Origin of the sequence: Campylobacter sp. RM12640 (genome assembly GCF_020137595.1) — a bacterium.
Lineage (GTDB): Bacteria > Campylobacterota > Campylobacteria > Campylobacterales > Campylobacteraceae > Campylobacter_E.
Genome location: NZ_JACGAU010000013.1, coordinates 14484 through 26709, shown reverse-complemented (window position 1 = coordinate 26709; position 12226 = coordinate 14484). Strand labels below are relative to the sequence as shown.

The window sequence follows — 12226 nt, the reverse complement described above, 5'->3', positions numbered from 1 at the left end:
AGAAAAAATGATTTATGTAAATTATGATGAAAATACAAGAGAAATTAAAGCTTATTATGATGATGAGATAAGTGATTTTATACCTGAACCAAATTTTACAATAAGCGAAAAAGAACACTCACAAGCTTTAAATATAAATGCTAATTATGTAACAAATGAATTGCGTTTAATTTATAAAGAAAGAGAGCTAAGCATAGATGAGTTGAAAGAGCTTAAATTAAACGAGTTAGAAAGTTTAAAATCATCAGTTGAGAATGCTGATATTTTATATAAAGATAAGTTTTATCAAGCAGACGCTAAAGCAAAAGAACTTTTAACCCAAAGTTTAGTTATTTTTTCTAGTGTTGGTGCAGTACCTGATAATTTTTCGTGGAAAGCAAGTGATAACTCACTTAATGTTTTTGTCTTAGATGATTTAAAAAATCTATCTTTATTAATAGCACAAAGATTACAAATAATCACAGCTAAATACTGGACTTACAAAGAACAAATTAGAAATGCTGAAAATAAAGAAAGTTTATATGCAATTAATTTGGAGTTTAACTAATGCAAAGAGTAGTAATAAAACCTTTTGATAAAGATAAATACGAATTAGCAGAGCCATATTGTTACGAATGTGGATTTGCTAAAGTTGAAATTAATAAAGGTTATCAAACCAACGGGGCAAATATACCTCGTTTGCTTTGGTCTATCTATCCACCCAATTCGCCTGAATACTTATCAGCAGTAGTTATTCATGACTACTTGTGCGATAAAGCATATCAAAACGATAAAAACTATGAAGACTTTATTTTAGCTGACAATATATTTTTTATTGCGTTAAAAGAGCTAGATGTTAGCAATTTCAAATCGGCTTTATTTTACAACTCGTGCAGATTTTATCATTTTTTAAAATACAAGGTTTTTAGATGATTTATATTGCAAAGCAAGGCGAAAAATTAAGCGTGATTTATGCCAAACATTATAAAAGAGATGATTATTCATCTAGCTTTTATCAAGAGTTTTTAAGAGCTAATCATAAGCATTTAAACGCGCTTTATTTTCGTGGTGGCGAACAAATAGAACTAATAGAGCCTAAAGTTGAAACTAAAAAAACGGAGACTTTATGGAGCTAGTTTATAAGCCAAAGATAACATTATTTTATAATGATATTGATAAAACGGCTCAAATACCTTTTATAAATATTACTATTAATGATTATGCAAAAGGTCAGGCTGATACTTGCAATATCACGCTAAGTTATAACACACCTGAGCCAAGATTAAATGACACTATAAAAGTATTTTGCGATGGTGTGCTTTTAGGTGCTTTTTATATAAATAAAATCAAAATCAAGTATAAGCAAACTTATGAGCTAGAATGTGTGAGTGCAAATCTAAGCCGTGCAAAACAAATAAAAAATAGGACATTTAAAGAAAGCGAGTTTTTAAAAGTTGCACGTAGTATAGCAAAAGAAAATGGCTTAAAGTTTAAAGCACAGGTTAGCAAAAACGAGCTTAAAAACTATCAGCAAAACAATCAAAGTGATTTAGCCTTTTTATCTAATGAATGCGACAAGCTAGGTGTAAATATGAGTATCAAAAATGATACATTGATTTTGCACGATGCAAATAAAGAGAATAAAAGACTTAAATATGAATTGCAAGAAAGCGAGTTAATAGAGCTTGATTATGAGTTCATTGCAGCAGTTAGTGCAGGTAGTGTAGAAGTAACTTATTTTGATGCTAAAGAGAATAAAGATATAGTTATAAGAGCAGGTAACAGTGAGCCTGTAAAAAAAATCAATAGTTTTGTAAAGAACAAGCAAGAAGCACTAACCCTAGCAAACTCTAAGCTACAAACTCAAAAGAATGCGAGCTTTAAAGGCTCTTTAAAAGTTTTGGGTCGTGCTATGAATGCAGGTGCATTGCTTGATATAGTGCTTGAAAATAAGACTTTAAACACTCAAATAGAAAAAATAACGCATTCAATAAATGCTAGTGGGTTTATTACTAGCGTGGAGTTTTGCTAATGAAAATAAATGCGATTTTAGGAGTTATCATCTTGCTAATGTATTTATACATAAGTGATTTAAAAGCGAGTTTAGATAAAGCAAAAACTAAAGCATTTGAGCTAAATGCCGTGATTTTAGCAAAAGATGATGAGCTAAAAAGAGCAAATTTAGCAAGAGATGAGCTAAATAAAAAACTACAAGATAAACAAAAAATCCGTTTATCTTTAACAAAAAAGGTAAGTGAAAATGAGAAAAGTAAAGATAAGCTTGATGATTATTTTCTTGATATTTTTAACAGCTTGCAGTGAAAAGATAGTGTATGTAAAAGAGCAAGTGCCAACAGACTTTTTAGAATGCGAGAATTTAAATATAAATAGAGATATGAAAACAAACGGCGATTTTGCTTTATTTGTTATAGATAGCGTGAGTGCTTATCGTGATTGCAAAGCTAAGTTAAAAGCCGTGAGAGATTTTGTAAAACAAGGAGAATGAATGGACGCAGGTATGGTAGATATACTAATCAAGATAATTACACTTGATGGAATTACGCCTAATGGACTTTTAGTAGCATTTATTTTGTATCAAGCATGGCAACATAACCGACACTCAAAAAAAGTAGATGAAACAATAAAAGCTTCATTAGAACGCAACGCAAAAGCATTAGAAGAAGTAGCTCAAGGTGTAAAAACTAACGCTGAAACATTTAAGGCGTTGACTGAATGGAATAAAGAAATGTGTAAAGAAGTAAAAGAAGAAATCAAAGGCGTTGATAAGACCGCTCAAGCCATCTTAAATAAGGTGGCTTAAATGCAAAAAATACTTAAGTTAAAAGCTCCGTTTGCGTGGGTCGGTGGAAAATATAAACTAGCTGATACAATAGTTCCGTTTATAGATAAAGCAAAGCACAAAATATATGTAGAGCCGTTTTGTGGTGCTTTAAGTGTATTTTATGCTAAAAATCCGAGTAAAATAGAAGTAATAAATGATGTAAATGATGATTTAATTAACTTACATTTCATCATTAAAACACGACCACAGAGCTTAAAAAATGAACTTGAAAGATTGTTAATTAGTAGAAAATTACACGAACTTATAAGAGATAAAAAGGCAACTGCAAGAAATGATATTGAAAGAGCTGCATTTACATTTTATATGATTAAATGCTCTTTTGGTTCTAAAATAAATAAAAGTGGTGGCGGAGTAACTTTTGCTTGCGGTAAGCATAGAAGCCCAGCTAATATTGTAAGAGATTTTACTGTATATTCAAGACGATTAAGAAATGTTTGTATAGAAAATAAAGATGCCCTAGAACTTATTGAGTATTATAACGATAAAGATACATTGTTTTATTTAGATCCACCTTATGTAAGCAACAGAAAGCTTTATGATAATATTGCAGGTTTTAGCCATGAAAAACTACAAACATTATTAAAGCATACAAAAGCAAAATTTGTATTAAGCTATAACAACTGCGATGAAATTTTGGCACTTTATAAAGATTTTAATATACATTTTACAAGCGTTAAGCAATGTTTTAGAGCAAAATATCAAAGCGATAGAGCCGAGCTAATAATTACTAATTTTTAGTAATTTTGCTTGGTATTTATGTTTTTTTGGCTTTATTTTCTTACATTCATTAATAGTAAAATATCTATATTTATATGGTGCTTTTAAACGATTTATAAAAGCATTTAGGTCGTTTCTTATCCCCCTGAACACTTTTTTAATAGCTTTAGCATATTTTTTGTAGTGCTTGTTAATTTCATTAATTATCATTTGCCATTCTGGACTTAATTCAATCATCATTACTCATTGAATTTCTCGAACTCTGTTTTCATTAACTCATAAAATTTCTTATACTTATAATTATCAAGCCAACTTTCCACCCACTTAGGCGTTTCCCCTTTGCTGTTCCAATTCACAACCCCATTATAAGTAGCACCTACAAGATTAGCAAAATCTTTTTTACTAAGTCCTAATTCATTTAATTTTTTTTCAAATGCAATTATATCCATTTTAATCCTTTTTTTATGTTAATTATATCAAAATACATAAATAATTAATAAAAAGCTTAAAAAAGTTATAAAAATATGTATTTTAGTCTTGACAAAACTTATAAAATTATGTATAATATTGGTGTAAAAGTTAAAGATTTATGAACTTTTACAAAATAAAACAAAAGGAGCAAAAATGACTAAAGTTCTGCAGATTTTAGTTTTGGTTTTGCAAATGCTTTACTGGATAGCAAAACTACTAGGGTGGCTTTAAAGCCACTCCCCCTACAGGGGACTAAAATACTTTAGTTTTAAGCTCCTTGATAATTTTATCAAGAAAGGATTAAAAATGGTTTTAGATGTGATTATGGTTTTAGTTTTTATTGCCACTTGCGTGTGGATTTATAAAACAAATAAAAAACATTAGCAACTACCGAATAATTCTCGGTAGTTTATATTTGGCTAAGCTGTTGTTGCTTCTAGGCTTATTAATTTTTTATCAATAATATTTCCTATACCAACACCGTTGCGAAAAGTTTTATACCAAGCCCCACCAACTTGAGTGTTTATATCTACTAATTTAAATGCAGCTAAGTTCATACAATTTTCAATCAGTGATTTTTGCTTATATGACAATTCTAGTCTATCTGTAATATCATCTGCTATCGCATGAGCACCATAACGACTATAATTGTTATATACTTCATATATAATTGCCCCATACTTAAAAGCTTCAAAATCATCTTCAAATAACGGCTCATTATAAAGTCTTAGGTTTTGTGCTTGTAGAAAATACAAAATCTTTTGTAATTGCAAATTAGTTATGTCATGATTATTTTCATGGCAATATTTAATCACTTGTCTAGCGTAAAACATTGCATTTTTCATTTATTTTCTTTCTATATTTTTATTTATATAATATAATAATTCATCATTGATTTTTTGCGTTTCCCTTATTTCTTTTATTGCATTTTCTGCTATTTGTCGTGAGAATTCTGATTGTTCTAGTGCTTGATTTAATAGTTGTCTTTGTTTTGTATTTTCCCAACTTGCTCCTAATAACAATATTAAAATAAATATAGATATTACATTCCAAATAGTTTGCATTTTTACCTACTTACCATCAAAAAAATTATCGCCATTTATATTATTTTGCGAAATAACTATATTTCCACCTGCCATATTTCCACGATTAAAAAAGCTTCTTTGCTTTATTTTGGCTTTCTTTTTCCCATCGCCTATATTTGTAACGACGCTACTAAAAAATGCTGTTGAATTTATGTTATTTCCTATGTAGCTATTTATATTATTACTATTAATGTTGCTACTATTAACATAAATGCAGTTATTACTATCAAATACAAAATCGTTATCTTGTTCTATTTCTTTTTGTATTTGTTCTAATCCATCTCTTATAGCTTTTACATCATCAAAGCTTTTCTCTTTTATAGCTTCATCAAGTCTAGCGATACATTCGCTAAAGACTTTATTAATATCAATATTATTTATAATAATACTCTTGCCACAAACTGTCACACCTTTATTTTTCTTTTTAAATAGATTAAATATTTTCATCTCTTTTCCTTTGCTTTATTTCATTAAATAACTTTTCGCTTTGTTTATCTAGTTCTTTATTCCGTCTTTCACGCTCTTTTATCTTGCGTTGTCTTTCTTCGTATGCAACTTCTTCTATTAATTTAATTCTTTGTCTAGGGCTTAATGCTAGATATTCATCAATGCTAATGTCGTAATATTTTTGAACCATCCTTAATGGCTTAAGCCTATTTTGAAAATATAATTTGGTAATTTTTAAAAATTCTTTTATTTTTTGTAGGTTCATAGCTCATTCTCCTTTTCTTGAGATAATGATTTTATTTTACGCTCCACACACTCATCATAAAGCCCTTGCAAAGTATCAGAAGATAAAATAGCAATGCTTTCTATGTCCGTCTTAAGTTCTTTAGATACAAATATGATTTTTTTATAATATTCATGTGCAAAATCAAAGCAAAAAACGAAAACACCCAAGTTTATAAAAGCAACTGCTAGAATACCCATGTTATCCCACAAACCTGTGCCTAAATAAACAAATCCATAAAAAAAGCAACTAAATAACACAACACACAATAATGCTAAAAAGAGTAATAATATAAACATTGCGAGTTCATGCCTAATAAAAGTAAAAACTATTCTCATCACTCGCTCCAAACTAGCTCAAATAAAGACTGTTTATTATTAATCTCTTCTATTAGCTCGATAATTGCGTTTGTGGTTTCTTCTACCGTGCTTTTAGGTGTGCGTCGTATCCTTAGCTTGTCGTAAGAAACATCATAAATAAGGTCATAACAATATACTTCTATATCAATTTCTTTATTGCAATATGCAATGTTTAACTTTATAAATAATGAAAGATTGTCAACACAATCATCAGGCTCTGCAGCATAAATATTAAAATTCTTAATTTTTCTTAAATCTACAGCGTTTTCAAATAAGTAACTGCATTCTCCACTTTGTAGCAATGGAAAACACATTTCTACATAATATTTATCACGATAAATTTTCCTTTGCTCATACACTTGATTTACTAGCGTTTTTAAATCATCTTTGCTTATGATATTGATTAGTTCTTTACTCATTTTTAACTCCTAAATCATCAGCCAAATCGCTTAATATTTTCTCAACAACTTTTATCGCTTCAAAATCTTCATTATGTAAGCCAATATCTAAGTATTCTATGCTTTTATTTAGCACATTAAGAGTATTGATATTTTTATCATCGCTAGGTTTGAATAGCTCTAAAAACTCGTGTAATGAGATATGCTTATCAATGTATTTAAGATCAGTGAATATGTATTTATCATGCTTAATATCGCTAGATTTGATTTTCAAATCAGCTTTTTCTATCGTATAATCAGCTGTTTCGCTAAACTCATATTCTAAGTCTTCATGACAATAAACTAAATTATCATAATATCTAGCTCTTAAATTTAAATCCTTATCTATAAAATAAATTCCATTATCATAACAATCATATTTGTCTATGAATTTTGCCACGCTAAAATTCTCATCTATTTTTATAACTTCATTAAGGACTGTGCCTTCATTGTAAGCCTTTTCATTTAGTTTTGCAAAATCTTTAAAATCAAGTTGTAAATGTTTAGCAATTTCAAGCGTTGGCACAATACTAGAAAATCCACCATTCCAGTGATTATAAAAAAGCTCAATTTCTTTCTTTTCTACATCAATTTTAGCAACATAACATCTGTTTCCCATGTTTTCTCCTTTTTTTTCTAATTTAAATTCTTAATACGATTACAAGAATATTAATATCTTATTCTTAAAATATCCTTTTAAGTATATTAAAAAAACATTATAATACAATCATTTACTAAAAATATTTATTATTAATATATTTTTTAGTATAAAATAAGATATTTTAAAATAAGGTGCAAAAAAAATGACACTAGGCACATTTAACACAAACGAACTTTTGAAAGCTCAAAAAAAGCGAACTATGTTTATGGCTAATTTGCGTGCGAAATTGCAAGGCGAGTTTTCTTTAGATGAGCTAAAGAAAACAATTCTAAAGCTTGATAAGGATTTAAGATACAACCTTGATAGCTTCATAGAAGAGCTAAAAGCAAATGAGCTAACAGAGATAAGCACACTTTTTAGTGATACCAAATATTATCAATTTAGAAAGGAGAGAAGATGACTTTTTGCGTAGCTGATAGTAAAATTGATGAATTAGTAAAAGTCAATAAGACCCAAAAACAATTATTGTATTTTTTACTAAAAAGCAAAACCAAGTTTAATTTAGACAAATGTATAAAAGCCTTGCAGATTTCTTCAAGGACATTTTATAGAAATGTTGAAGTTTTATTAAATAAAAATCTAATAATAAAAAAGGCTAATGATGATAAATTATATCATAATGAAAGCAATGTCGTTTATCAATTAGAACCTAATTTTGAAAATAATTTAAAGGGACTTTTTGGCATAAAGCAAGTGACAAAATGTCACAAGCCAACTGACAAAATGGCACACAACGACTGCCAAAATGACACAAACCCTACCTATATATATAAGAGTAAGAGTAGAGTAAGAGATGAATTTATAAAACCCCAAACCCCTTATAAAGGGGCTAGTGTTGTTTGTGATGAAATTTCTCAAACAAAAACTAAAGGACAAAATGAAAATAAATCTCAATTAAAACTTAAAGCACAAAGAATAGCAACCGAGCTAAATAATACTAGCGATGAGTTTATTTCTAAACTAGATGAGTTTTTAAACAATCGTAACAAAAAGCACAAGATAACTGAAGCTTACATAAGCGATTTAATAAACGAGTTAAAACAAATCCCAAGCCCACTTATTGCAATAAATAAATGCTTAGCAAAAGGGTGGATAACTTGCGAGAGCCATTATTTTAAGAGCAACGCTCAAATTGGTTTAAATCATAATTACGCACTACATCCAAACTTGCAAAGACAAGTAGAGAATAATGAGCTTACAGGACTAGAAGCACAGCAAAAACAAAATTTAGCACTAGCACTAGCAAGAATTAAAGACAAAGAAGAAGGCACAAATTACTATGAACAAATGAAAAATCAACTAAGAAAGGATAATTATGAAAATAAAAATACTACAAAACTTATTCAATGCATTTAATGATGATTTTAAAAGATTTGATTTATATTATGATAAGCTAAAGGATTTAGATAATGATGAGTTAGCTTGTGTTGTAGATAAAGCTATTGTAACTTGTAGAACTTTACCTAGTATTGCAGAGATATTAGATTTACATTATGAAGAAAGTTTTAACACTGCTTTGAATACTCTTAAAAATGTAGCTAGTTTTTTTAACTTTAATTGCCAATGCGTTGCGTTTGAAGATGACACACTAGCTGAGTTAATTAGGCGTAAGGGATTAAAACATTTTGCATATTCTGATGCTGATTATTTTAGCAACTATTGGAATATTAAAAATCTTAAAGATGAATATATTCAAATAGCGAAGTCTAGTAATAAAAAAGCAATTAGACATATTGAAAACAAATGTTTTAATGCTATTTGTTTATTTTATGATAAAAAAGGAAATAAGCATATATTAAAGAACACCGAAGAACTACAATTATTTTTAAGAGATGATAAATCTAAACAAGAATATTTAGCAGAATGCAAGAGCAAAGAAAACTTAAAAAATATTCTAGTTAAGGTCATAGTATGAGTAGCTCAAAACCTGAATTAAAACGCCTTGAAATCTTGGATAGTTGGCAAAGCGTAGGAGCGATTAAAGACTTAGTTCATCAAGCACCGATTAAGATTATTGACACTTTAGAAACTAAATATTCTTTAGAACGCAATAGTAAAAATCACGCAAGAAAGCCACCATTAAAAAACACAAGAGTAGAGCGTATTTATACGCCTGATTTTGCTTATAAAATACCGAGCCTAAAGCTACTAGTATTTGAAGAGTTTAAGAGTGATTACACAAGAGTTAAGCTAAGAGAAGCGTATTCGCTAAGAAGACAATTATTAGAGCAAAAAATCAAGGCGTTCAATGAAGATAGTGAATTAACAAACTTTATTAAAGAAAGCTTTAGCGTTTTACACTCAACTTGTAAATATACAAATCTTAATGAGATTGAGAGCATATTGCTAAGAACTGCTAGAGAGCAAAGCAAGAAAGATTTTAAAGATTTCTTAAGCAATGAAGAAATAAGGCAAGGTTATAAAATCGTGTTTTTTGAAAATGAGTTTATATACTACAAATATGCGGAGCTAATAAATGATTACAAGCGTAAATTACGACTTAGAGAATACGAAGCATCTTTATTCGTTACTTGCGAATAGTATTTTTACTAAGCCACACTTGGATTTGTTAGCGTGGAGTGAGAAATATCGTTTCTTAAGTGCGGAAGGAAGTGCTCGTCCAGGAAGATTTAAAGCAGCTAGTTATCAGCGTGAGATACTAACTATAATTAGTGATAAAGAGCATAAACGAGTAGTATTAAACTTAGCTTCACAGCTTGGCAAGACTGAAATGTGCTTAAATACTTTAGCGTATCTAATCGCACACGATCCAACGCCGATACTTTACATGCTACCTGATGAAGGTATGGCAGAAGATTTTAGTAAGCGTAGGTTCGCACCACTTAAACGAGATTGTAAAGAAGTGGCGAAGATTATGGGAGAGAATGCAAGTGATACGATATTAATTAAGAATTTTAAGGGCGGTTCTTTAAACTTCGTAGGTTCAAATAGTGTTAGCAAATTAGCATCTAAACCCATTGGCTTTTTAATAGTTGATGAAGTAGATAGATGCTCTAATACAGCAGAAGGTGATAGCGTTGCACTAGCAGAGAAAAGAACAATTACTTTTCCAAACGCAAAGATTTTGCTAGTTAGCACGCCTACTTTACATGGCACTAGCAAGATACAAAACGAATACGATAAGAGTGATAAAAGACGCTTTTATGTGCCTTGTCCTAAATGTGAGTTTAAGCAAGTTTTGGAATGGGAGAATGTGGATTTAGATAAAGAATGCCTAGTTTGCATTAGTTGTAAATATGAAATAAGCGAAAGAGAACGCCTTGCAATAATTAAAAAAGGTGAGTGGATAAAAGAGTGTGAAAGCGATGTGGCAGGGTTTCATCTCTCATCACTTTATAGTGAGTATGTGAGTTTAAAAAGCATTATAAAAGACTATAAAGATAAGTGTAAAAGCGAAGCAGGTTTGCAAGTATTTATAAATACCACACTAGCTAGGACCTACACACCAAAAGTAGAAAGCAAGATGAATGAAAGTGATTTAATCAAGCTTAAAAGAGATTATGACAATCTTAGCTTTTCAAGTGATGTGGCGTTTATCGTGGCTGGCGTGGATGTGCAAAAAGATAGGCTTGAAGTTAATTTCGCAGGAGCGAACAAAGACTTAAAAGATTTGCGAGTTTATAACATTACGCATAAGATTATCAAAGGTAATCCAAGAGAGTTAATGGTATGGGACAAGTTACATGAATTAGTGCAAAATGGTGTTTTTATGAGCGAAGTTGGCGAGTATTTAAAATGTAGCCTATGTTTTGTAGATAGTGGCTATCTAACAGAAGAAGTTTATAACTTCGTAGCTAGGCATAAGAGCTATTTTGCCACTAAAGGAGCGAATGAAACAAGCAATAATAAAAAGCTTTTGGTAAACAAAGTAAAGGCGATTAAAAGTGGTGTAGGATTAATTGAAATCGGCACTTTTACAGGCAAAAGCGAAGTGTTTGCGATGATAGAAAATAAGCGAGTTGTTTTTGCAAAAACTTATAGCGATGAGTATTTCAAGCAACTAACAGCCGAGAGCTTAAAAGTTGTAAAAAATAAATATGGAGATGAGAATTTAAGATTTACAAAAGACAGAGATAGAAATGAAGCATTAGATTTAAGTGTACTAAACCTAGCAGCTATAAAAACATTTTTAAGCAAAAAGAAAAGGAAGATTAAGCAATGAAGAAGATAAGGAATAAAAAGTCAGCATTTATGCATAGCTTAAATTGTCGTATTGATAATAGAACACTATACAAATTAATTAAATATAGCGAAGAAAGAAATATAAAACAAAGTGTCATAATAAGACAAGCATTACAGCAATACTTAAAGGCATTTGAGTGAAAGTAAGAGAAGTAGCTAAGATTTTCAATGTTTCACCACGAGCTATATATGATTTTATTAATTCACGAGAATTTAAACCTATAAGTCCGTGCGGGGACTATGATATGGAGCTTGCTAGTGAATATTTTCGCCACATTCAAGATAAAATGATACTTGATAGCGATGACCCCAAAATAGCAAAAATAATCGCTGATACAGAAAAGGCAAAAGCTGAAACAGATTTAAAAAGACTTGATTATGAGATAAAACAAAAAGAATACATAAAAGCTTCAATAGTCGAGAATGTATTAAGCGATGCTTATAAAGCACTTACGAAAAAAGTTTATGAGCTTGATAAAGAAGTGCATAAACATTCAAGCTTGCAAGAAGCTTGTGAAGTATTACTAAATGATTTAAAACTTGAATTATTAGAAAAATATAAAGAGTTAGATAGCAACTGTGAGCTAGATATTGTTTAGGTTCTTCCTGTGATTTTTCAAGAGTTGGGGGTTCGCGTCTGCAGGTTTCCGATTTGTGAAAAAAATTAAAAATCAACTTCATTCATTTAAATTATAAAAACACATAAAAACATTGCCTTATC

24 protein-coding genes are annotated in these 12226 nt (G+C 29.8%); 15 read left to right on the top strand and 9 right to left on the bottom strand.

What is annotated here, in order from left to right:
• Window positions 1-7: 7 nt before the first annotated feature.
• From AVBRAN12640_RS06255 to AVBRAN12640_RS06220, 8 genes are read left to right on the top strand one after another with little or no spacing between them, the layout of a single operon-like run.
• Window positions 8-547: a DUF4376 domain-containing protein gene (locus AVBRAN12640_RS06255; RefSeq protein ID WP_336608937.1), complete on the top strand. Its 540-nt coding sequence runs from the start codon at window positions 8-10 to the stop codon at window positions 545-547.
• The gene (locus AVBRAN12640_RS06250) at window positions 547-912 is read left to right on the top strand and encodes a DUF1353 domain-containing protein (protein ID WP_336608936.1); all 366 of its coding nucleotides are present in this window, start codon (window positions 547-549) and stop codon (window positions 910-912) included. The genes AVBRAN12640_RS06255 and AVBRAN12640_RS06250 overlap by 1 nt, the downstream gene beginning before the upstream one ends.
• Window positions 909-1115 carry a hypothetical protein gene (locus tag AVBRAN12640_RS06245; protein WP_336608935.1) on the top strand — a complete coding sequence of 69 codons (207 nt, stop codon included), beginning with the start codon at window positions 909-911 and terminating at the stop codon, window positions 1113-1115. The genes AVBRAN12640_RS06250 and AVBRAN12640_RS06245 overlap by 4 nt, the downstream gene beginning before the upstream one ends.
• Window positions 1106-2011, top strand: coding sequence for a phage late control D family protein (locus AVBRAN12640_RS06240; RefSeq protein ID WP_336608934.1), 906 nt, complete (start codon window positions 1106-1108; stop codon window positions 2009-2011). Before AVBRAN12640_RS06245 ends, AVBRAN12640_RS06240 begins: the two co-directional genes overlap by 10 nt.
• On the top strand, window positions 2011-2301 hold the full coding sequence (locus AVBRAN12640_RS06235; protein ID WP_214117614.1) for a hypothetical protein: 291 nt from the start codon (window positions 2011-2013) through the stop codon (window positions 2299-2301). The genes AVBRAN12640_RS06240 and AVBRAN12640_RS06235 overlap by 1 nt, the downstream gene beginning before the upstream one ends.
• Window positions 2264-2485, top strand: a complete 222-nt coding sequence (locus AVBRAN12640_RS06230) for a hypothetical protein (RefSeq protein ID WP_336608933.1) — start codon at window positions 2264-2266, stop codon at window positions 2483-2485. The genes AVBRAN12640_RS06235 and AVBRAN12640_RS06230 overlap by 38 nt, the downstream gene beginning before the upstream one ends.
• Entirely contained in the window at window positions 2486-2800 is a 315-nt protein-coding gene (locus AVBRAN12640_RS06225; RefSeq protein ID WP_336608932.1) for a hypothetical protein, read from the top strand.
• Window positions 2801-3580, top strand: a complete 780-nt coding sequence (locus AVBRAN12640_RS06220) for a DNA adenine methylase (protein WP_336608931.1) — start codon at window positions 2801-2803, stop codon at window positions 3578-3580.
• Here the strand turns inward: AVBRAN12640_RS06220 and AVBRAN12640_RS06215 are convergent.
• From AVBRAN12640_RS06215 to AVBRAN12640_RS06175, 9 genes are all read right to left on the bottom strand, one after another.
• Window positions 3560-3796 carry a hypothetical protein gene (locus AVBRAN12640_RS06215; RefSeq protein ID WP_336608930.1) on the bottom strand — a complete coding sequence of 79 codons (237 nt, stop codon included), beginning with the start codon at window positions 3794-3796 and terminating at the stop codon, window positions 3560-3562. The genes AVBRAN12640_RS06220 and AVBRAN12640_RS06215 overlap by 21 nt on opposite strands.
• 2 nt (window positions 3797-3798) lie before the next feature.
• Complete coding sequence (locus AVBRAN12640_RS06210; RefSeq protein WP_336608929.1) at window positions 3799-4008, bottom strand: hypothetical protein; 210 nt, start codon at window positions 4006-4008, stop codon at window positions 3799-3801.
• A 441-nt stretch (window positions 4009-4449) separates the two neighbouring features.
• On the bottom strand, window positions 4450-4875 hold the full coding sequence (locus AVBRAN12640_RS06205; RefSeq protein WP_336608928.1) for a Panacea domain-containing protein: 426 nt from the start codon (window positions 4873-4875) through the stop codon (window positions 4450-4452).
• Window positions 4876-5094: a hypothetical protein gene (locus AVBRAN12640_RS06200; protein ID WP_336608927.1), complete on the bottom strand. Its 219-nt coding sequence runs from the start codon at window positions 5092-5094 to the stop codon at window positions 4876-4878.
• A 6-nt stretch (window positions 5095-5100) separates the two neighbouring features.
• Window positions 5101-5562 carry a hypothetical protein gene (locus tag AVBRAN12640_RS06195; RefSeq protein WP_336608926.1) on the bottom strand — a complete coding sequence of 154 codons (462 nt, stop codon included), beginning with the start codon at window positions 5560-5562 and terminating at the stop codon, window positions 5101-5103.
• Entirely contained in the window at window positions 5549-5827 is a 279-nt protein-coding gene (locus tag AVBRAN12640_RS06190) for a hypothetical protein (RefSeq protein ID WP_336608925.1), read from the bottom strand. The genes AVBRAN12640_RS06195 and AVBRAN12640_RS06190 overlap by 14 nt, the downstream gene beginning before the upstream one ends.
• Window positions 5824-6183 carry a hypothetical protein gene (locus AVBRAN12640_RS06185; protein ID WP_336608924.1) on the bottom strand — a complete coding sequence of 120 codons (360 nt, stop codon included), beginning with the start codon at window positions 6181-6183 and terminating at the stop codon, window positions 5824-5826. Before AVBRAN12640_RS06185 ends, AVBRAN12640_RS06190 begins: the two co-directional genes overlap by 4 nt.
• On the bottom strand, window positions 6183-6623 hold the full coding sequence (locus tag AVBRAN12640_RS06180) for a hypothetical protein (protein WP_214117609.1): 441 nt from the start codon (window positions 6621-6623) through the stop codon (window positions 6183-6185). Before AVBRAN12640_RS06180 ends, AVBRAN12640_RS06185 begins: the two co-directional genes overlap by 1 nt.
• The gene (locus tag AVBRAN12640_RS06175; protein WP_214117608.1) at window positions 6616-7260 is read right to left on the bottom strand and encodes a hypothetical protein; all 645 of its coding nucleotides are present in this window, start codon (window positions 7258-7260) and stop codon (window positions 6616-6618) included. The genes AVBRAN12640_RS06180 and AVBRAN12640_RS06175 overlap by 8 nt, the downstream gene beginning before the upstream one ends.
• A 184-nt stretch (window positions 7261-7444) precedes the next feature.
• Here AVBRAN12640_RS06175 and AVBRAN12640_RS06170 point away from each other — a divergent pair, with 184 nt between their 5' ends.
• The 7 genes from AVBRAN12640_RS06170 to AVBRAN12640_RS06140 are packed head-to-tail and all read left to right on the top strand — an operon-like array spanning window position 7445 to window position 12104.
• Window positions 7445-7702, top strand: a complete 258-nt coding sequence (locus AVBRAN12640_RS06170) for a hypothetical protein (protein ID WP_214117607.1) — start codon at window positions 7445-7447, stop codon at window positions 7700-7702.
• Window positions 7699-8658, top strand: coding sequence for a hypothetical protein (locus AVBRAN12640_RS06165; protein WP_336608923.1), 960 nt, complete (start codon window positions 7699-7701; stop codon window positions 8656-8658). The genes AVBRAN12640_RS06170 and AVBRAN12640_RS06165 overlap by 4 nt, the downstream gene beginning before the upstream one ends.
• Complete coding sequence (locus AVBRAN12640_RS06160; RefSeq protein ID WP_336608922.1) at window positions 8618-9217, top strand: hypothetical protein; 600 nt, start codon at window positions 8618-8620, stop codon at window positions 9215-9217. The genes AVBRAN12640_RS06165 and AVBRAN12640_RS06160 overlap by 41 nt, the downstream gene beginning before the upstream one ends.
• Window positions 9214-9843, top strand: a complete 630-nt coding sequence (locus AVBRAN12640_RS06155) for a hypothetical protein (RefSeq protein ID WP_336608921.1) — start codon at window positions 9214-9216, stop codon at window positions 9841-9843. Before AVBRAN12640_RS06160 ends, AVBRAN12640_RS06155 begins: the two co-directional genes overlap by 4 nt.
• Complete coding sequence (locus AVBRAN12640_RS06150) at window positions 9779-11485, top strand: terminase gpA endonuclease subunit (RefSeq protein ID WP_336608920.1); 1707 nt, start codon at window positions 9779-9781, stop codon at window positions 11483-11485. The genes AVBRAN12640_RS06155 and AVBRAN12640_RS06150 overlap by 65 nt, the downstream gene beginning before the upstream one ends.
• Window positions 11482-11646 carry a ribbon-helix-helix domain-containing protein gene (locus tag AVBRAN12640_RS06145; protein ID WP_214117602.1) on the top strand — a complete coding sequence of 55 codons (165 nt, stop codon included), beginning with the start codon at window positions 11482-11484 and terminating at the stop codon, window positions 11644-11646. The genes AVBRAN12640_RS06150 and AVBRAN12640_RS06145 overlap by 4 nt, the downstream gene beginning before the upstream one ends.
• The gene (locus AVBRAN12640_RS06140) at window positions 11643-12104 is read left to right on the top strand and encodes a hypothetical protein (RefSeq protein WP_336608919.1); all 462 of its coding nucleotides are present in this window, start codon (window positions 11643-11645) and stop codon (window positions 12102-12104) included. Before AVBRAN12640_RS06145 ends, AVBRAN12640_RS06140 begins: the two co-directional genes overlap by 4 nt.
• The last annotated feature ends 122 nt before the right edge of the window (window positions 12105-12226 follow it).